The sequence below is a fragment of the Photorhabdus bodei genome (assembly GCF_003287735.1).
GTDB classification, from domain to species: domain Bacteria; phylum Pseudomonadota; class Gammaproteobacteria; order Enterobacterales; family Enterobacteriaceae; genus Photorhabdus; species Photorhabdus kayaii.
This window is the reverse complement of record NZ_NSCM01000020.1, coordinates 23,016-42,817: the sequence shown is the minus strand read 5'-3', so window position 1 is coordinate 42,817 and position 19,802 is coordinate 23,016. Positions and strand designations below refer to the sequence as shown.

The 19,802-nt window shown below is 41.0% G+C and carries 23 protein-coding genes; 13 read left to right on the top strand and 10 right to left on the bottom strand.

Features of this window, described 5'->3' with window-relative positions:
• Nucleotides 1-6 precede the first annotated feature (6 nt).
• The 6 genes from gntX (at nt 7) to glpD (ending at nt 5,178) form a co-directional block, all read left to right on the top strand.
• The gene (gene gntX, locus CKY02_RS12860; RefSeq protein ID WP_112895581.1) at nt 7-690 is read left to right on the top strand and encodes a DNA utilization protein GntX; all 684 of its coding nucleotides are present in this window, start codon (nt 7-9) and stop codon (nt 688-690) included.
• A gap of 59 nt (nt 691-749) precedes the next feature.
• The gene (gene nfuA / locus CKY02_RS12855) at nt 750-1,325 is read left to right on the top strand and encodes a Fe-S biogenesis protein NfuA (RefSeq protein WP_112878442.1); all 576 of its coding nucleotides are present in this window, start codon (nt 750-752) and stop codon (nt 1,323-1,325) included.
• Nucleotides 1,326-1,466: 141 nt separating this feature from the next.
• The gene (glpE, locus tag CKY02_RS12850) at nt 1,467-1,802 is read left to right on the top strand and encodes a thiosulfate sulfurtransferase GlpE (RefSeq protein ID WP_112878443.1); all 336 of its coding nucleotides are present in this window, start codon (nt 1,467-1,469) and stop codon (nt 1,800-1,802) included.
• Between the two features lie 8 nt (nt 1,803-1,810).
• The gene (gene glpG, locus CKY02_RS12845) at nt 1,811-2,659 is read left to right on the top strand and encodes a rhomboid family intramembrane serine protease GlpG (RefSeq protein WP_112878444.1); all 849 of its coding nucleotides are present in this window, start codon (nt 1,811-1,813) and stop codon (nt 2,657-2,659) included.
• Nucleotides 2,660-2,676: 17 nt separating this feature from the next.
• On the top strand, nt 2,677-3,435 hold the full coding sequence (locus tag CKY02_RS12840) for a DeoR/GlpR family transcriptional regulator (protein ID WP_112895580.1): 759 nt from the start codon (nt 2,677-2,679) through the stop codon (nt 3,433-3,435).
• Nucleotides 3,436-3,675: 240 nt separating this feature from the next.
• Complete coding sequence (glpD, locus tag CKY02_RS12835) at nt 3,676-5,178, top strand: glycerol-3-phosphate dehydrogenase (protein WP_112895579.1); 1,503 nt, start codon at nt 3,676-3,678, stop codon at nt 5,176-5,178.
• Nucleotides 5,179-5,459: 281 nt separating this feature from the next.
• On the opposite strand, the gene CKY02_RS24615 is transcribed toward glpD, so the two are convergent.
• A complete protein-coding gene (locus CKY02_RS24615; protein WP_162120519.1) occupies nt 5,460-5,606 on the bottom strand; it encodes a hypothetical protein in 147 nt (48 codons plus the stop codon).
• A 131-nt stretch (nt 5,607-5,737) separates the two neighbouring features.
• Between CKY02_RS24615 and CKY02_RS12830 the strand changes: the two genes are divergently transcribed.
• Entirely contained in the window at nt 5,738-6,217 is a 480-nt protein-coding gene (locus CKY02_RS12830; RefSeq protein ID WP_112895578.1) for an Hcp family type VI secretion system effector, read from the top strand.
• A 243-nt stretch (nt 6,218-6,460) separates the two neighbouring features.
• On the opposite strand, the gene CKY02_RS12820 is transcribed toward CKY02_RS12830, so the two are convergent.
• The gene (locus CKY02_RS12820) at nt 6,461-7,156 is read right to left on the bottom strand and encodes a hypothetical protein (protein ID WP_112895576.1); all 696 of its coding nucleotides are present in this window, start codon (nt 7,154-7,156) and stop codon (nt 6,461-6,463) included.
• Nucleotides 7,157-7,774: 618 nt separating this feature from the next.
• Complete coding sequence (locus CKY02_RS12815; RefSeq protein ID WP_146747434.1) at nt 7,775-8,005, bottom strand: hypothetical protein; 231 nt, start codon at nt 8,003-8,005, stop codon at nt 7,775-7,777.
• A gap of 381 nt (nt 8,006-8,386) precedes the next feature.
• On the opposite strand from CKY02_RS12815, the gene CKY02_RS12810 reads away from it, so the two are divergent.
• Nucleotides 8,387-9,262, top strand: a complete 876-nt coding sequence (locus tag CKY02_RS12810) for a hypothetical protein (RefSeq protein WP_228903098.1) — start codon at nt 8,387-8,389, stop codon at nt 9,260-9,262.
• A gap of 4 nt (nt 9,263-9,266) precedes the next feature.
• Nucleotides 9,267-9,905, top strand: coding sequence for a LysE family translocator (locus tag CKY02_RS12805; protein ID WP_112895574.1), 639 nt, complete (start codon nt 9,267-9,269; stop codon nt 9,903-9,905).
• On the opposite strand, the gene CKY02_RS24610 is transcribed toward CKY02_RS12805, so the two are convergent.
• Nucleotides 9,902-10,066: a hypothetical protein gene (locus CKY02_RS24610; protein ID WP_167405306.1), complete on the bottom strand. Its 165-nt coding sequence runs from the start codon at nt 10,064-10,066 to the stop codon at nt 9,902-9,904. The genes CKY02_RS12805 and CKY02_RS24610 overlap by 4 nt on opposite strands.
• 43 nt (nt 10,067-10,109) lie before the next feature.
• Between CKY02_RS24610 and CKY02_RS12800 the strand changes: the two genes are divergently transcribed.
• Entirely contained in the window at nt 10,110-11,783 is a 1,674-nt protein-coding gene (locus tag CKY02_RS12800; RefSeq protein ID WP_112895573.1) for a TauD/TfdA family dioxygenase, read from the top strand.
• A 265-nt stretch (nt 11,784-12,048) separates the two neighbouring features.
• Here the strand turns inward: CKY02_RS12800 and CKY02_RS25745 are convergent, their stop codons facing one another.
• Complete coding sequence (locus CKY02_RS25745; protein WP_240002048.1) at nt 12,049-12,900, bottom strand: hypothetical protein; 852 nt, start codon at nt 12,898-12,900, stop codon at nt 12,049-12,051.
• Between the two features lie 101 nt (nt 12,901-13,001).
• Between CKY02_RS25745 and CKY02_RS12790 the strand changes: the two genes are divergently transcribed.
• From CKY02_RS12790 to CKY02_RS24605, 3 genes are read left to right on the top strand one after another with little or no spacing between them, the layout of a single operon-like run.
• Nucleotides 13,002-13,274: a type II toxin-antitoxin system TacA family antitoxin gene (locus CKY02_RS12790; RefSeq protein WP_036815115.1), complete on the top strand. Its 273-nt coding sequence runs from the start codon at nt 13,002-13,004 to the stop codon at nt 13,272-13,274.
• Nucleotides 13,265-13,753 carry a GNAT family N-acetyltransferase gene (locus CKY02_RS12785; protein WP_036815118.1) on the top strand — a complete coding sequence of 163 codons (489 nt, stop codon included), beginning with the start codon at nt 13,265-13,267 and terminating at the stop codon, nt 13,751-13,753. The genes CKY02_RS12790 and CKY02_RS12785 overlap by 10 nt, the downstream gene beginning before the upstream one ends.
• The gene (locus tag CKY02_RS24605; protein ID WP_162120518.1) at nt 13,750-13,962 is read left to right on the top strand and encodes a hypothetical protein; all 213 of its coding nucleotides are present in this window, start codon (nt 13,750-13,752) and stop codon (nt 13,960-13,962) included. The genes CKY02_RS12785 and CKY02_RS24605 overlap by 4 nt, the downstream gene beginning before the upstream one ends.
• Here the strand turns inward: CKY02_RS24605 and CKY02_RS12780 are convergent.
• Genes CKY02_RS12780 through CKY02_RS12760 form a run of 5 tightly spaced genes read right to left on the bottom strand, consistent with a single transcriptional unit; the run spans nt 13,959 to nt 19,789 of the window.
• Nucleotides 13,959-14,588: a bifunctional 4-hydroxy-2-oxoglutarate aldolase/2-dehydro-3-deoxy-phosphogluconate aldolase gene (locus CKY02_RS12780; RefSeq protein WP_105399259.1), complete on the bottom strand. Its 630-nt coding sequence runs from the start codon at nt 14,586-14,588 to the stop codon at nt 13,959-13,961. The genes CKY02_RS24605 and CKY02_RS12780 overlap by 4 nt on opposite strands.
• A 16-nt stretch (nt 14,589-14,604) precedes the next feature.
• The gene (locus tag CKY02_RS12775; RefSeq protein WP_112895572.1) at nt 14,605-15,549 is read right to left on the bottom strand and encodes a sugar kinase; all 945 of its coding nucleotides are present in this window, start codon (nt 15,547-15,549) and stop codon (nt 14,605-14,607) included.
• On the bottom strand, nt 15,546-16,970 hold the full coding sequence (uxaC, locus tag CKY02_RS12770; protein ID WP_112895571.1) for a glucuronate isomerase: 1,425 nt from the start codon (nt 16,968-16,970) through the stop codon (nt 15,546-15,548). Before uxaC ends, CKY02_RS12775 begins: the two co-directional genes overlap by 4 nt.
• Entirely contained in the window at nt 16,967-18,448 is a 1,482-nt protein-coding gene (locus CKY02_RS12765; RefSeq protein WP_112895570.1) for a fructuronate reductase, read from the bottom strand. The genes uxaC and CKY02_RS12765 overlap by 4 nt, the downstream gene beginning before the upstream one ends.
• Nucleotides 18,449-18,487: 39 nt before the next feature.
• Entirely contained in the window at nt 18,488-19,789 is a 1,302-nt protein-coding gene (locus tag CKY02_RS12760; protein WP_112895569.1) for a TRAP transporter large permease, read from the bottom strand.
• Nucleotides 19,790-19,802: the final 13 nt, after the last annotated feature.

The window sequence follows — 19,802 nt, the reverse complement described above, 5'->3', positions numbered from 1 at the left end:
AAACCTATGCTAACAATGGTTGGGTACTGTTGGCTATGCCGTCAGCCTCTTTGGTTTCCACATCATGGAGTATGCAGTTTTTGCAACAAGCGGCTGAAACGTTTGACAAACATGTGCCCGTGCTGCGCTCTACCCTCAGAACTCCCTTCACTGCCTTGTGGACGCTGCCTCAAAAAACCGCCTCTATGGGAAAATATGATAGCGATTACCGACTACTGCCCACCACTGAGTGGCCTGATTCGTCGCTATAAATATCACGGTACCCCACAACTTGCGTCAGTTCTGGCGCGTCTGTTTCTGCTGCACTGGCAACAGGGCTATCGTGATGGACGATGGCATAAACCCAACATTCTGCTCAGTGTGCCACTGCATCGACGCCGGCGCTGGAAACGGGGATTTGATCAAAGTGTATTAATGGCAAAGCAGTTATCAGAATGGCTACAATGCGATTACCAGCAAAGCTTTCTACAGCGGACGCATGCTACACTACCACAAAGAAATTTATCGGCAGCACGGCGTAAGATTAATCTCAGGAAAGCATTTCAGCTTTGTGGCCCCGTTGCGGGACAACATGTCGCCATACTTGATGATGTGATTACCACCGGTGCGACCATGACTGAAATTTCCCGTTTGTTAATTCGTGCTGGTGCCCATTCAGTGCAGGTCTGGGCGATTTGTCGAACCTTGTAGTCAATACGAGAATGGGCGTATTATAACCAACTATAGCAGTCAACTATTGAGCAAATGATATGATTAATATTACTGAAGCAGCACAAGCTCATTTTGCCAAATTACTGGCAAACCAAGAACCGGGTACACAAATTCGTGTATTTGTCATCAATCCAGGCACACCTACCGCTGAGTGCGGCGTATCTTACTGCCCGCCTGATGCTGTTGAAGCAACAGATACTGAATTGAAATTTGATCAACTGTCAGCTTACGTTGACGAACTGAGCGCCCCTTTCCTTGAAGAAGCTGAAATTGATTTTGTCACCGATCAGTTAGGCTCTCAGCTAACATTAAAAGCGCCTAACGCCAAAATGCGTAAAGTTTCTGATGATTCCCCACTTGTCGAACGTGTGGAATACGTTTTGCAGTCACAAATTAATCCACAGTTAGCCGGTCACGGTGGCCGCGTTAGCCTGATGGAAATCACGGATGATGGTTTTGCTATCCTTCAATTCGGCGGCGGCTGCAATGGCTGCTCAATGGTTGATGTCACCCTGAAAGAAGGGATTGAAAAAGAGTTGCTGAACATGTTCCCAGAACTAAAAGGGGTAAAAGATTTGACTGAACACCAACGCGGTGAACATTCTTATTACTAATAACGTATTACTAATAACGTATTACTGATCACTTATTACTGATAACAAATTTTCCCGCTCGGATAATCGTCGGGAAAACATTATTACAATAATAATCTAACGGGATAATCTCTAAGTTTTCAAGAGCAAGTCAAAATATATATGGAACATTTTCAAACCATCAGCCCTGAGCAGGCTTATCAACACTGGCAGGATAAATCCGCCATTATGGTGGATATCCGTGATCCACAGAGTTTCCGGGCGGGTCATGCATGTAATGCTTTTCATTTAACCAACGACACATTGAATGAATTTATGTTACAGGCCAATTTCGAGCAGCCGGTTATGGTTATGTGTTATCACGGTCATAGCAGCCAGAATGCCGCTCAGTATTTATTAAACATCGGTTTTGAAGCTGTCTACAGCATTAATGGCGGTTTTGAAGCTTGGCGCAGAGACTATCCTCACGCTGTTGACTCCTTACCTAATCCGGCATAACACACCTCATGATCCGCGTAATCGCTATTTCAAACCCGCGTCTAGCGCAAGCCTTTATCGATTATATGGCAACCCATCAGGTCCATCTCACTATGCGCCCCAGTCACGATGAGCAACACGTCGAACTATGGCTGGAAGATGACACTAAACTTACTCTAGTTCAGCAAGAGCTAGAGCAATTTACCCGCGATCCGCTAAATGAACGTTATCAAGCGGCCAGTTGGCAATCTGGCGATGTGAATCATCCATTGAAGTACCACAATAATCTGAATTGGCAATATTTAAGTCGTCAGGCAGGTCCGTTAACCATCACGGTTTTGTTCCTAAATATCGTTGTTTATCTCTGGATGCAATTTGCCGGGGATGATCAGGTGATGTCTTGGCTGGCCTGGCCTGACGATAGCCAACATATGGAACTATGGCGTTGGGTCACCCACGGCTTACTGCACTTCTCACTACTGCATATCATCTTTAATCTCATGTGGTGGTGGTATCTTGGCGGGCAAACAGAAAAGCACCTCGGTACAGGAAAACTGTTTGTCATTATGATTGTTTCCGCTGTTTTCAGCGGCTGGGGACAATCATTATTCAGTGGTTCTCATTTTGGCGGCCTTTCTGGGGTTGTTTACGCTTTAATTGGTTATGTCTGGCTAACCGGTGAACGTGCTCCCGAACGTGGTATCGGTGTTCCCCGTGGTTTGATGGCTTTTTCGATCTTCTGGCTGATTGTTGGATACTTCGATGCATTTGGACTATCGATTGCCAACGCCGCCCATTTCTCCGGTTTAATTATCGGTTTACTGATGGCGTTGTGGGATAACCGTCATACATTCAAAAATAATAACCGACACTTTTAGACACTTAGAGGACTATCGTGAAGCAAACTCAACGGCATGATGCAATAGTTGAGCTGGTACGCCTTCAGGGCTACGTCAGCACTGAAGAGTTGGTTGAACACTTTAATGTCAGCCCCCAGACTATCCGCCGTGATTTGAACGACTTGGCAGATAAAAACAAAATACAGCGGCATCACGGCGGTGCCGCGTTGCCATCAAGTTCAGTTAATACTGCTTATCATGATCGCAAAATCATGTGGTCAGAAGAGAAAGCACGTATTGCACAACGCGTTGCTAGCCATATCCCGGATGGCGCAACGCTGTTTATTGATATTGGCACCACACCCGAAGCTGTCGCTCACGCACTGTTAAATCATAAAGCTCTGCGGATTGTCACTAACAACCTCAATGTCGCTACCCTGTTGATGACAAAAGAAGACTTTCGTTTAATTCTGGCGGGTGGGGAGATTCGTTCCCGTGATGGCGGGATTATCGGTGAAGCCACACTGGATTTTATTTCTCAGTTTCGGCTTGATTACGGCATTCTCGGCATCAGTGGCATTGACATGGATGGCTCATTACTGGAATTTGATTACCATGAAGTACGCATAAAGCGCGCAATTATCGAAAACTCCCGTTGTGTTATGTTAGTCACTGACCATTCTAAATTTGGCCGCAATGCTATGGTTAATCTGGGTAACATGAATCTCATTGATCATCTATTTACTGACCAACTTCCCCCGCCAAGCATTCAGAAAGTGATTGAGCAACATAACGTGCAGCTCGAACTCTGCTAAGAATTTTTTCTATATTCAGGGGATAGCACTATCCCCTATCTCCTTGCCGTTCCACAATTACACCATCTTTTAGCTTCTTCATTAATACCATGAAAATCATATGGATAAGGTAATATTTGTTATCTATATCACGTGAACATGTTTTTTCTTAGCAAATAGTTGGCTATTGATCGATTTCTGATTACAATCTTGAGCGAAAGCGAGCATTAAAGAACTATTTCGAACATTTTAGGGGGATGCATGGAGACTAAAGACTTGATTGTGATCGGCGGCGGGATCAACGGCGCCGGAATTGCGGCAGATGCTGCTGGCCGGGGGCTTTCTGTTCTGTTGCTGGAAGCACAAGACTTAGCCAAAGCCACGTCATCCTCCAGTTCAAAATTGATCCACGGTGGCTTGCGCTATCTAGAACATTATGAATTCCGTTTGGTCAGCGAAGCGCTGGCAGAACGTGAAGTTTTACTGAACCTTGCACCACACATTGCTTTTCCGATGCGTTTCCGCCTGCCGCACCAGCCACATTTGCGTCCAGCATGGATGATCCGTATTGGCCTGTTCCTCTATGACAATTTGGGCAAACGTGTCAGCCTGCCTGGCAGTAAAGGGCTAAAATTCGGTGCCAATTCTGTTCTAAAACCAGAATTGGTCCGTGGCTTCGAATATTCTGACTGCTGGGTTGATGATGCTCGTTTAGTTGTCCTTAACGCTCAAGAAGTCAAAAAACGTGGCGGGGAAGTCCGTACCCGAACAAAAGTGACCCGTGCATGGCGCGAACAAGAGGGTTGGATGGTTGAAGCCGAAGATCTGCGTACAGGTAAGACCTATACTTGGCGTGCAAAAGGTCTGGTTAATGCTACCGGCCCCTGGGTTAAAGAATTCTTTGACGATGGCCTAAAATTGAAATCACCTTATGGTATTCGCCTGATCAAAGGCAGCCATATTGTGGTGCCAAGAGTGCATGATGAGCCGCAAGCTTATATTCTGCAAAACGAAGATCATCGTATCGTATTTGTTATTCCTTGGATGGATGAATTTTCCATTATTGGAACCACCGATGTGGAATATCAAGGAGATCCAAAAGAGGCGAAGATTGACGATCAAGAGATTAATTACCTGCTGAGAGTTTATAACGACCACTTCAAGAAACAACTTAGCCGTGACGATATCGTCTGGACCTACTCTGGCGTACGTCCACTGTGCGATGATGAATCCGACTCACCTCAGGCCATTACACGCGACTATACCCTTGACATACATGATGAACAGGGCAAAGCGCCATTACTGTCTGTGTTTGGCGGTAAATTAACCACTTACCGTAAACTGGCGGAACACGCAACCGAGAAGCTCATGCAGTACTATCCCAATGCCGGAAAAGCCTGGACCAAAAATGGTCAGTTACCGGGTGGTAATCTGGAAGGGTGCGATCGCGATGGTTATGCCCGTTTATTGCGTAAACGTTACAACTGGTTGCCGGAAGGTGTTGCGGTACGTTATGCGCGTACTTACGGCAGTAACAGCGAACTGATTCTGCAAGGCGCTAATAATCTGACCGATCTAGGTGAATCCTTCGGTCACGGCCTGTATGAAGCAGAGCTTCGTTATCTGGTCGATAATGAATGGGTTGTTGAACTAGATGACGCAATCTGGCGCCGTACCAAATTGGGTATGTGGCTGAAAGAAGAACAGAAACAACGTATTGCAACATGGCTGGCGGAGAATGCTAAGCCACGTACTGAGATTTGATTTTTCTTCACAGAAAATCATTGATCTCCCAGTTTAGAAAACGTGATTACCGCGAGAATATTAAAAACTTTCTCGCGGTTTTTATTACGTTGAATTTATATCCGATTTCTTCCTTCAACGTTATATCAATCTTTCCAATTACTTATTGACACATAAATTGACCAAATATCATATATACTCAAGATACTTCAAAGTGCATGTTTGAAAAACGATTATGTTGTTGAATTTAAATGTTTTTATGTCTGACGACTCAAGCATCTTGAAGTTCATTCGGTATATACTCAGTGTAAAATACTATACCCGTCATCTTTCAAGTTGCTTCTTTGTTGGCTGCACTCACTCACCCCGGTCACATAGTTCTCTATGCTCCCGGGGATTCGCTCCCTTGCCGCCGCGATGCATCTTGAAATCCATAGGGTATATCTCATGCTCCCTTTTGGTGTAACTAACCACGAACATCTTAAGATTATTATATAAACAATACTTTTGATTCTTTTATATTATGGAGATAATATAGACACTTCTATTAACTGTTATGGGATTGATATAGGATGTTTATATGAGCTTTTCTATTTACTTAAAACTAACTGGCCGTAAACAAGGGTTAATATCATCAGGGTGCTCAACATCTGACTCTATAGGAAATAGGTATCAAATTGGACATGAAGATGAAATTCAAGTTTTATCTTTCGTTCATAGTTTAACTAGAGAACAAAATTCTGATCATCACCCAGTAGATTTCATGAAGATAATAGATAAATCATCTCCTCTACTTGGCATAGCTATTTCTAATAATGAAATCTTAAACGCTTATTTTGATTTTTACAGAATTAATTCTTTTGGTGTTATGGAAAAATTCTATACCGTCGAGTTAAGAGATGCCTCTATTGTTGATATATGTGCCAATTATCCCCACAGTATAGACAGTTCAAATACAATACCATTTGAAACTATTTCTCTAGCATATAAAAGCATAACATGGAAACATCATATAGCTGGAACTTCAGGTTACAGTATATGGGATGATAGAGTGTACTAACACTTTATTAATCAATGTAATGCCTTATTGTTGAAGTTATTCTAACTTCAACAATTTTTTCTTTACTTTTATTGTAACGAAATACGACGCTACCAGAATAATTATTCCCCCAATTATACCAAACCCTTCAGGAGTAATTACAAACCATGCTAAACAAAAAGCAAATGTTATGAAAATCCCAACAAGATCTATTACAAAAGATTTAATTAAATTCATTTTTTTCACCAATTACATCATGTTAAGTTAAAGGTAAATTAATCTTTCTATTTCATCTAAAAGTAATTTTTCATCTTCTAAGGTAATGATATTTTTTCTATAAATATTTATTAATTTCCCCATGTATGGCTCAACCAAGAAATAAAGCATTTCTAACCCTTTCTTCCTTAAGGCTAAATATGTCACAGGTGATTCTATTTTTAATTTTCGTGCAGATCTAGCTGCTTTTTCGAAAACCCCATAAATAGCAAGGGAGTTTATTGATATGTTTAAAAAGGTTGCTATTTTTGCTTTTACAGATGGAACGGCATTTATCTTAATCGATATCAAACTTGTTACTGCGGTGGCTATACTAATCTTAGTTGCTGTTTGAACTCCATATGTAGCTATTATTAAATTAAACTTCTCAGATATAATTCTTTGTGTTCTCTCAGGAATCAAATCATACATTGTATTTATGATTGTAGACACAATATCATAAATTACATCACCTTTTTTAAAAATTGCTTTAATAACTGCGTCAATCATTCTCTCGTCTTCATTAGATATCTGCTTACCATAAATATCTTTATACAAAAAAGCTTGAGAGTTTCTTAATCTGACTAAACCTAAATAAATATCCTCCATAGTTGAATATACAATTGGCGCAGATTTTCTTGATACATTCTCTATGTTTTCTGCTATAACATGATCAGCCTGTTTTTTGTATGATAGATAATCCATAATAGAACTCCTTAGCCACTAATAGAATTGTCATTGCGACATAGACATTTTCATTAATATAACTAATATGTCAATAGAAAAAGATATATAGACGTCACAGTTTCGCATAGATAGTAAGCGCAACATAATTATACTACGAGTAAATAGGCCCGTATTCCTTCAAGTCATCTATAATCTCATTGGCTTACAGTTTATTCTTATGAGTTCATCCTTCGTAAGATAGAATAACACCAGCATTATTTTTAACGTTTCTAGTAATCAATAACCACCCATTTTGCTAAGCCGTTGTCCAGATTATTGCATCAGGCAGCTTTATCTTTTTTTCATGCCAGACAATTACTGCACATTTTACTACCTAGAAAGATTCTTGTTATATTTTCTTTATCCCTATCCAGAGTCTTAACTCCCACCATAACCGTCATCCACGTTAGCTTGTACATATCCATTTAAATAATCAATATACCCGTTATCTTGCAAATTGCCTGTTTGTTGGCTGCACTCGCTCACCCCGGTCACATAGTTATCTATGCTCCCGAGAATTCACTCCCTTGCCGTCACGAAGCATCTTGAAATCCATAGGGTATATATTAGTATCGAATAGCGACTTCATAGCAATCATTACCATTCTTCGCGTAACTTACCTTGATATTCCAATCCATCCAACATTTTATCCCCCCATAAACCAAAAACGCTATTATTCTGTTCTGGAATATTAGCATCAAGATAAATATCTATCGCTCTTCGGCTCTGTGTAGCACGTGACTTATCAGGAGAACATTTCTCTAAAATTTCAAGCTTTCTAATCGTTTCTTCCAGCAAATTTATATTAATTCCTGCCATAGCAACCATACTTTATTTCCTTCTGTACCATATACCTTATCAATTTAACTATCTATTTTTAAACTAAAAAAATTATCGCGACAGTTAAAAAAACAGATTTCACCCTTAAAATCGCTATTGACTATGTAGGTAAAACATAAAAACATTCCAATTTTTCCACTTGCAACAATGCTCTAAGTATCCTATAAATAAGTTGACTATACACATATTGATCTTATTTATCTAATTCTGGTAATCAGCAAGAAAGATTACCTATAACGTTTAAAACGAATAGTAATATGATATTAAGATTAATAGGGTGTCTTGATTGGCAAAAATTACATTAAAAAATACCCTGTATTAATAGGTATCAGAAAATTATAACTAGAGAGATGTTACATGACTACGGATATGACTACTGATGAACTCCTAAAAGCAGAAGCTTCATTTATGCTAGGGACCCTGACGTTAGAATCTCACATTATCGGGATGATGAAATATGGAAATGGCATCCTTCTGCTAACCCAAGATAGTCCATTTTACCCTAGGAATTATAAATGGCCGGATCAATTACATGATACAGGAATAGTTTCAATAAGTAACAAAGAATTTTCGGTAACAAAAGTTTACACCGCGGGCCTTATTGATGGTCATTTATATATAGACCAGGAAATAACGCAACAAGCAACGTCGCCAGATAAAATCATTCCAGCACATTATATACCCGATTTACAGGAAATATCCGAAAAAGATCTTATAGGGAAAAAAATCACTCTATCCGTGAATAATGAAGCAAGATACAAAATTAGTGCCGCACACTCGATAGCCCACTTTATGTCCCTTGCTTTAAATAAAGCGACACATCATATATGGTCAAAAATATATGATACCGATGGTTTAGGAAATTATAATTTAGATAAAGCCGCCATTTACCAATCTTCTATTACAGAACTTAAATCCGTTGATATTTATCGCTTTGGTAAATCACTCAGAAAGAAAGGGTTTGATAAAAATATACTAATTGAAAATCTGGATAAAATTAATAGAGAAGTTAATAGCACACTTAATAATTGGTTATCTCAAGGTGCGGAAATAACCATTGAATATAAATCAAAAGATATTAATGATACCAGATTATGGAAATCGACTATTGACTCGAAGGTAGTCACTATCCCATGTGGAGGTACACATATCAATAATATTAATGAAGTCAAAGACGTAAATGTTGAAATAAAGATCGGTGAATCTGCTGATTTTATTCAAGTAATAACTCATTGCAGAGTATAAAACCATGAATCTCGACCTACTTTATTTTTATCTTCTTCTGGTTGTTTTATCCTATATAACACCCGGCCCAGACTGGGCTATTATCAGTAAAGGGACATTTAAATGCAGAAAAAATGGGCTAATAACGGCAATTGGTGTACAAGCAGGTCTTGTTTTTCATTTGATCCTAGGATCATTAGGCGCAACTTTAATTCTGGCAACATCAAAAACTGCATTTAATATTTTACAAACCCTAGGCGCTTTATATTTAATATATTTAGGTTATATCGGGTTAAAAGATGCTTTTAACAGTAAAAAAAACCAAACTTTTGAAAATCAAAGCACAAATATAACACAGAAAAATAGCAATCTATTTATTACCGGGCTTTTAGCTAATATCTTTAATCCCAAAGTGGCTATTTTCTTTATAAGTATTCTTCCTCAATTCATTGATCCATCACGCCCGGCTTTAAATCAAGTTATTATCCTGGGATTAATAGACATATTGATTGGTGTACTTTGGTGGGCAATATTTGTTAATGGATTATCTTATATACAATCTGTTTTGTTTAATAAAAACGCTCAATTAATTGTTGAATCTATAACCAGTTCATCATTGTTATTATTCGGTGTAGCAATGTTTGTCGGGATGATTATTAGTTAATTTTTTAAAATACCATGACGTTTCTGTATATACCCGTCATCTTTCAAGTTGCTTCTTTGTTGGCTGCACTCACTCACCCCGGTCACATAGTTATCTATGCTCCCGGGGATTCGCTCCCTTGCCGTCGCGATGCATCTTGAAATCCATAGAGTATACGCCAATATATTATTATTGACTAATACCTATTTAGTCGAGGAGAATTCAATGAAAAGCAACATATTATCTATAGTATATGATGATTCTTATATTAGCAACTCAAATCATCAGACAATTAAAAGTGCTTTTTTCAATATCATTAACTTTTTAAAATATCATGGTTTTTCTGTATATGATTCAGATTCATTCTTATCTTCTAATAAGAGAAAAAGTGATATAGATATATTCATCACAACAAATAAAGAACCTATAGAACATGATATTGAATGGCCAAAAATTTCTATTATCTTCCCATTATATAGTAGTAATAATAGAATAGAAATAACTAATAATAAAGATCTCAAAATTTCCTATCTGGAGTTTCCCGATAGGAAAGAAAACTATTTAAGTAGACTAGATGGAAATATCGCAGTGAATTTTGAAGGTGAATCCCATCTTCTTCATGGTTATTTGACAACAAAATTCACACATTATAAAGATTGGCATACTTATTTGATATTCGACAACCACGCTATAGGAGTAAAAAAGGAAGTTAATGGGCATCATATTTACTTCTTAGGAATTATAAACTCTTTTTCATCAAGATATTTTTCAGAAAATGATAATGAGAAGTTTTTGAAATCATTTTTTTCATCTGTGTGTAATCTATTAAACCATAAAATCACCTTTAATCCTGGAATAAATTTCTCGGAAGTATCATCTAAATTTCCAGAAGAGTATTTCGTTAAAGATTTAGAAAAATTAAAAGGAGATCATATACTCTATATAGACCATGACAAGCTTATTAAAGCAGGAATATATAAAAATCAATTACCCAATCCCTATGAAAATCTAAATTCGTTTTTATCAGAAAGTTATAAAAGAATAACATATTTAAATCAAGATATAATCCAGAAATTATATGAATTTAAAAACCACTCCAATCAATATGGCGTATTACTCTTAAAAGGAATTAATCCAGGAAATTACTTGCCATCAACACCATTAGATTCATTGCATTATCCTGACAAAGGAAATTTCTTTGGAGAAATGTGGCTAGCAATGATTGCTGAATTTCTTGGCTATGCTGTAAGTTATACCCAAGAGAAACAAGGCAATGTTTTTCAAAATCTTGTTCCTCATCCTAGAAAAGAAATATTACTTTCCTCTGCCAGCTCCAGGAAAGAATTAGATTTTCACACAGAAATTGCTTTTCATCCACATATGTGTGATTACGTATTACTATATTGCTTACGTCAGGATCACGATAAAACAGCCAAAACTTTTACAGCAAGTGCACGAATGATAATTCCATACCTATCACTGAATGAATATAAATTACTCTTTAAACCCCTTTTTATTACAGGAATAGATTATTCATATGGTAGCCCCAATGGAAAGAAAGGTAATGGCCCGATTACTCCTGTTTTTCATGGTGATCCGAACGACCCATATATGATATACGACCTTGACTTAATGCAAGGTATCAATTCTGAAGCTGAAATATTATTGAATAAACTAAAGAAATTAGCTAATAAAAATAAAGTCTGGGCTACTTTAGAAAAGGGGGATTTGCTCATTATTAATAATAACCGGTGTGTTCATGGACGATCAGAATTCACTCCCCGTTATGATGGTAAAGATCGATGGCTATTGCGAACCTGTGTATTAAACAACATCATTCCAGCAAGTTCTGATATATTAGAACAATCAAGGACAATTAACACAAGGTTTATTGTTTGACAGAAACATTAAAATATGCAAATCAAACGACATGCAAAATCTATTTTATCTGCCACTCGATAATAATTGAGTGGTTAATGGAAGAATTGCATACAACCAAGGATGGATATTTTATAATTATTTCTTATGATATATATCTGATTTAACATTAATAATATAATAATAAAAATCATATAAACATATTTATATGATAAGTTGAATATTCCAATCTATTTTCCTACCATAGGAAATATTTCCTTCTTAACCATATAAGAAAACACTCTTATTATATTTTTTCATCCTTACCAAATCCCTGGTAATAAGGTATCAATCCTGCGATAGAGTCCTGACAGTATATCCTTGATTGGGATGACTTGGTGTTTGCGGAAATGCCATTATCAAGCAATGGTTTTATATGGCGTTGCCTGAGATTCTTTGCTGAACGATTTAATAGAATGCTTAACACATCAATACGGATATAGTGAGATTGGCAAAGTTTCATGATAATTAGTTGCATTTCTTCCGGCTCTAATCGTCGATTTTCATAAGCCGGTTTAGCAATTTCCTCCAATTTCTTTCTTAAATCCAGAGATATGTACTCTAAGCTATCAATAAACGGTAAGCTAAATGATAAAGGGGTAAGACGCCCTAACGTATCTCGATGGGTTTGAGTTCCTGAAACTATATGAGGCAAGCTCGGCTCCTTATGAGGTAAGTCCATGTTGTTAATATTATTCACTGCCCCAGTAGAGAAAAGCTCTTCTGGATCTGGTAACGACATACCCGGTAACGTGTAAGATTTATTACGTTTTTCACCTGATGAAACTAAAAATCCTTTATGTTCAAGGCGAGGAAAAGCCAAAGTAACTTCTCGGGAATGTAACGTTGTTAGTTCACAAGCCCGCTGATGATTAATCCATCCTTCTACAGCCGCTGTGGCTAAGATCATTCGATCAAGGTTTTCTAGTTGTTCAAATTTAGCCCCAAACTTAAGTTTCAATTGCATTAAGATATTTTCAGGTATCAAACTAACAGTAGGTAACTCTAGTAAAGTTTGCTCTGGTATCTGGCGTTCGTGTAAATTAGGCCGACGCCAGTCAGCAGAAGACCAGCCACTATATTTTGGGTAACACAGCATGCTTACGTTTCATAAGATTTCAAATGGAGACGCTAAATGTATATCTATTAATTACACAACTGCTACAATGACTGTCTACCAATTTGCTACACAGGTGATTTATGAGAACACAACCTAAAGAAACACCGATCAACATCCGGGCGAAAGCCTTCCAGCGGGAGCTTATTGACCATGCAGCAAACCTGCTTTCAAAGACCCGAACTGATTTCATCTTGGATGCTGCCTGCCGCGCAGCCGAAGATGCCATACTCGATCAGCGCCACTTTTTCGTTAACGACGAAAAATACCATGCGTTCATGCAGATGCTGGAGCAACCGCTTTCTGATAATGAAGGTTTTAAAAAACTGATGGGATATAAAGCGCCGTGGGAATAAGCACACCTGAAATATTAACGGCTGAACATAATATAAATGATTTTTATTGCCAGCATGAAACATTAAACGAATGGCTTTCACGCCGGGCGTTAAAAAATAATAAGCTCGGCGCGAGCCGCACATTTGTTATTTGCAAGGAAGGCACAAAAGACGTTATCGGTTATTATTGTCTAAGCGCCGGTTCAATTAATCATATTGAATCTACACCATCGCTTAAACGCAATATGCCAGATCCTATCCCTGTAGTGCTTCTCGGCCGTCTGGCTGTCGATGTGGAATATCAGGGGAAGAAGCTCGGGGCACTGCTTCTCCAAGATGCTTGGAAGCGTGTCGCCAGCACGGCAGAACAGGTGGGCATTTCGGCTATAATCGTCCACGCACTTGATGAGAGCGCTCGAACGTTCTATACACGTCTTGGCTTCGCCCAGTCACCGTTGGAGCCATACACGCTGATGCTTCCATTAGGCAAACAGAAGTGAAAGAATTTTTACTAAACCCTTTCTTCCTTTTGGTATATACCCTATGGATTTCAAGATGCATCGCGGCGGCAAGGGAGCGAATCCCCGGGAGCATAGAGAACTCTGTTACCGGGGTGAGTGAGTGCAACCAACAAAGAGGCAACTTGAAAGATGACGGGTACATTGTCGGAATAATATTTTATCCCAATATAAGAACCACTATTCCTTAAGTATTCACTAAATCCACCGCTTCACGCGTCAGACGACCAATTTCCTGCCAATTCCGGTCATCCACCAGCGCCTTACTGACCATCCATGAGCCACCACACGCCACAATACGCGGTACAGCAAGATAATCGCGGATATTGTTTGGTCCGATTCCTCCAGTCGGCATAATTTGCAATTCAGTATAAGGCGCTAATATCGCTTTAATCATTGGCAAACCGCCGGAAGGTTCCGCCGGAAAGAATTTCAACAGTTTTAATCCCAACTCCATCGCGCCTTCAATCGCGCTTGGATTATTCACACCTGGAATAATAGGAATATTCAATTGCTGACAAGCTTTGACTGTATTTGGATTAAAACCGGGAGAAACCATAAAATCAGCGCCCGCCTGCTTTGCAGCAACTACCTGTTCACGATTCAGAACAGTACCCGCGCCAATCAGCATATCCGGCAGAGTCTCTTTCAGTAGACGAATCGCTTCCGCCGCGGCCGCAGAACGGAAAGTAATTTCCGCTACCGGCAAGCCATTATCAGCTAATGCCTTACCTAACGGTATAATGTCTTCCGCACGCTCAACAGTAATTACAGGTACAATTTTCAATTGGCGTAACTGCTCAATCATCTGTTTCATCGATTTTCCCCCGCTGTTAAAAGAAACTGTCAGTCACTGCTTGAGTTGCACTGATTGGAATAATCGCCCCTTTATGCTGAATAACGGTACCAGAAAGACGATGCCCCATAATTGCCGCTTGTTGTATCGGGCAATCCGTCAGAAATCCTGCCAGAAACCCGGCATTAAAGGCGTCTCCCGCCGCCGTGGTATCGATCACGTTAACAACCGGCACCGTTGGAATCAGCTCAATCGGAGTATCCTGTACCAAATGCTGATAATAGCAACCGGCAGCCCCCGCTTTAATCACGGCTTCTTTAACGCCTGCTTGTTTAAGGCGAATCATAGTTGCTGTAACCGATTTATCACCCCACAGCTTGCATTCATCGTCATTTGTCACCAGTGCCAGTGAAGTAAAAGAGAGTAATTTCTGATAACAGATCTGAGTTTCCTCCACACTTTCCCACAATGCCGGACGGTAATTACTGTCGAAAACGATGATTTTTCCTTGTGCCGCCAGTTCAGCCAACAAGTTCAGTAACTTTTCACGATCATCGACAGGCAAGATAGCCAAACTGATGCCGCTGAGATAAATGACATCCATCTGCTGTAACGCTTGAATAACCGAAGAGAAATCAGGATGACGCACCACATATCGGGCAGCGGAATCATTGCGCCAGTACAAAAAGGCGCGTTCTCCTTGTTCATCAAGTTGAATCAAATACAACCCCGGTTGATGAGCCGGATCACGCAAAACCAGATGGGTATGAATACCTTCGTCTTGCCAACGTGTGATCATTCCTTCACTAAGCGAATCCATCCCTAACGCAGTCACAAAATGAACGGCAATCTTCTGTCGGCTTGCACGGGCTAAATAAACCGCACTATTCAGGACATCACCACCAAAAGCCTGATACATGGTAGCGAAAGGAGCGCCATTAAGTTCAATCATACATTCACCAAGGAGTGCAATCTGCTTCATGGATTTTCTCCCGGCAAGGCAAAATAACGGCGAGCGTTATTAAAGCAAATATCCTCAACCATCTGCCCTAACATTGCTTTGTTGTTAGGAACTTCGCCCTTTTCTGCCCATTGCCCTAACAAATTACACAGAATGCGACGAAAATATTCATGCCGTGTGTATGAAAGAAAGCTACGAGAATCGGTCAACATACCAACAAATTGACTTAGCAGCCCAAGTTGGGAAAGTTGTTCAAGCTGACGCAACATGCCATTTTTCTGATCATTGAACCACCAGCCCGAACCAAACTGCACTTTACCGGCGATACCGCCACCTTGAAAGTTACCGGCCATCGTAGCAATCACTTCGTTATCTCGTGGATTGAGACAGTAAAGAATCGTTTTCGGCAACTCATCCGTCACATCCATGCTATCCAGCAGGCGAGATAACGGCCAAGCGATATTGTTATCCCCAATGGAATCAAAACCGCTATCCGCGCCAAGTAAGCGGAACATCCGGCTATTATTGTTGCGAATCGCGCCGATATGCATTTGCATCACCCAGCCACGGGCGGCATATTGCCGGCCAAGCCATACCAGAATCGCCGTGGTGTACTGCGCAATTTCAAGCTCAGAGAGCGCTCCCCCAGCCAGCCGTTTTTGCAGGATGCCATTTAATACCGTTTCATCAGGAATGGGGGCATAGCGTAGATTTTCTATGCCGTGATCAGCCGCCCGGCAGCCATGAGCAGCAAAATGCTCAAGACGACGCTCCAATGCGTTTAACACATCAGCAAAAGCAGCGATCGATACATCAGCCACGGCCTCAAGCTGTTTGATATAGTCAACGAAACCCGCCAGCTCAATTTTAAATACCCGATCAGGACGCCAGCTTGGTAATACTTCGATATCGAAACTCTCATCTGTCGCGATTTGGCAGTGATATCGCAGAGAATCTACCGGATCATCCGTAGTTCCCACCATACGCACATTCATTTGCTGCATAATGCCACGAGCTGAAAACGCCGACGTTGCCAGCTTTTCGTTGCATTGATGCCAGATTTCATCAGCGGTTTGCGGCTCGAACAATTTCCCGGTAATACCAAATGGACGACGTAATTCTAGATGTGTCCAGTGATAAAGCGGATTGCCTAAGGTCAACGGTACTGTTTTTGCCCATGCCTGATATTTTTCATAATCACGGGCTTGCTTACCTGTGATCAACGATTCATCAATACCCGCACAGCGCATAGCCCGCCATTTATAGTGATCACCCTCTAGCCAAATCTGACCAAGGTTATCAAACCGGCGATTTTCAGCAATTTCTCGTGGATTAAGATGACAGTGATAATCATAAATCGGCATATCTGCGGCATGTTCATGATATAGCTGACGGGCAGTTTCATTGTTCAGCAGAAAATCGTCACCCATAAAATTTTTCATCTCTTTTTCCTGTGAGCTAAATCGAGTGCCGCCACAGCATGACGAGCGCCGCAATCCAATAATAATTGATAAGCTTCGGTAACTGCCCGGACAAAATGCGGATTAGCTAACACTGGGTTGCCAAAAATCGCCAACAACGCGGGTACTACATCAACAGACAACTCATATTGCTGGTAAATAGATTTAAATTGGTCAACCAACGGATCGCGCACATCAATCAATTTACCTTGTTCATCTTTACCGCTGATATAACGCATCCAGCCGGCGATACCCAATGCCAAGTGACGGTAATCACTGCTATTTGCCAGATGATAAGCCACAGAATCAAACATGCGTTGTGGCAGTTTCTGGCTGCCGTCCATTGCTATCTGCCAGGTTTGGTGCTTAAGGTTAGGGTTACTAAAACGCTCAATTAGCCGGTGAGCATATTGAAAAAGATCAGTTCCTGTCGGCATTGTCAGAGTTGGCGCCTGCTCTTTCAGCATCAGATCCAAAGCGGCTTGCCGGTAATCGGGGTTCGCCATTGCGTCGGCAATATGCGTATATCCTGCCAAATAGCCTAGATAAGCTAGAAATGAGTGGCTACCGTTTAGCATCCGTAATTTCATGGCTTCAAAAGGCGCCACATCCTTAACGAATTGGGTGCCTGCCACATCCCAGTTTGGACGGCCACTGGCAAAGTTATCTTCAATCACCCACTGACGAAAAGGTTCACAGGTGACTGCGCAGGGATCATATACCCCCAACTGTTCAGCTATCTCTTCCAACGATTCTGGCGTAGCTGCAGGAACAATACGGTCAACCATTGTGCATGGAAAAGTCACATTCAGTTCAATCCATTGGGCTAACTTCTCATCACGTAAACGGGCAAAACCCACCACCGCTTCACGGGCGACTTCGCCATTTTCTCTGACATTATCGCAGGACATCACCGTCAATGGCGGCAAGTTACGTTCATAACGCAGGCGGAGCGCCTCGGCAATGTAACCAATAGCGGATGTTGGTTTGGTTGGGTTAACCAAATCCCGTTGAATTGACGCATTATTCACATCCAGCTTGCCGCTGGCTGCATCGATGCAATACCCTTTTTCGGTAATCGTCAGAGAAATAATCGCCACTTGTGGCTGCGCTATGGCTTCCAGAATACCTTTATGACCCACAAACTCAGGATGCAAAGCATCAATCATAGAGCCGATAATTTTTAGCTCCGTTTTCTCCGCCCCTTTTTCCGCAATAGTACACAGGCAATTCTGCTGTTTAAGTTGCTGAATCAACCGATGACCGGAGAACAAACTAACTTCACAAATTCCCCAATCACTGCCCGTTTTTTCCAACATATGGTGAGTAAAAACCGCCTGATGCGCCCGGTGAAAAGCGCCACATCCCAGATGAACAATACGAGTAACCAATTTTTGGCGATCATAAGAAGGGAGAGGAACATCAGAATCAATTTTGCAATTAGCAATATTACGGAGCATAAAATAGTTCCTTTCTATTGACGCAGATTACTTAAATGCTTAGTAATTCAGTAACATCTGAGGCAGCCACAAGCTCAGTTGCGGTATAAAGGTCACCAACATCAACGCGATAACCAAAGCGCAATACATGGGGACTAAGGGTTTCAATACCTTATTAATGCCGACCTCACCGATAGAACAACCCACAAACAGCGCACTTCCTACCGGCGGTGTACAGATACCAATAGCCAGGTTGAAGGTCATAATGATACCGAAATGTACCGGATCAACGCCCATATTCTGCGCTACTGGCAGGAAAATCGGCGTAAAAATCAGAATCGCCGGTGTCATATCCATAAAGGTTCCGACCAACAACAGAATGAGATTAATGACCAACAGAATAACCAGAGGGTTTTCAGAAACCGCCATGAGTGCATCAGCGATCAAATAGGGCAGATCCGCATTCGCCATTGCCCAAGACATGCCCATTGATGCACCAATCAACAACAAAACAATGGAAGTGGTCACCGCAGAATCCAAAATGATTTTGGGTAATTGGGTGATACTGACTTCACGATAAATCAATACTGCTAATACAAAGCTATATAACACGGCAATCGCCGAGGCTTCCGTGGCGGTAAAAATACCCGCAATGATCCCTCCCATAATAACCACAACCAGCATCAGAGAAGGCAATGCGCGAACCAATGTGGTGAAAAACTCGTTCCATGTAGGCTTGGGTGATACCGGATAACCACGGCGTTTGGCAATGATTGCCGCCACAATCATCAAGGATACGCCCATCAAAATGCCGGGAAGATAACCCGCCAGAAACAGTGCGGCAATTGATGTGCCACCAGAAACCAGTGAGTAAACAATCAAGGTGTTACTTGGCGGGATCAACAAACCGGCAGGACAGGAGGCAATGTTTACAGCGGCAGAATATTCCGGTTCATAACCCTCTTTTTTCTGCATTGGCGCCATCGTTCCGCCGACCGCCGCAGCCGATGCCACCGCAGAGCCCGAAATCGCGCCGAAAAACATATTCGCCATAATATTGACGTGCACCAGAGAACCGGGCAAACGGCCGCCCATGACTTTCGCCAGATTAATTAGACGGGCTGCGATTCCCCCCTGATTCATAATATTTCCCGCCAGAATAAAGAACGGGATAGCGAGCAGAGAGAAGTTATCAACACCGACTGCCATACGTTGAGCAACCACGGTAATCGCCGCTTCCATTGGCAAAGTCATCATAATTGCCAGTAATGATGATAAACCAATCGCAAAAGATACCGGTACACCCAGTGCCAGCAACACGGCAAAACTACCGAACAACGCTAAAACCACTTGCCAATCCATAAGCCCATCCTCT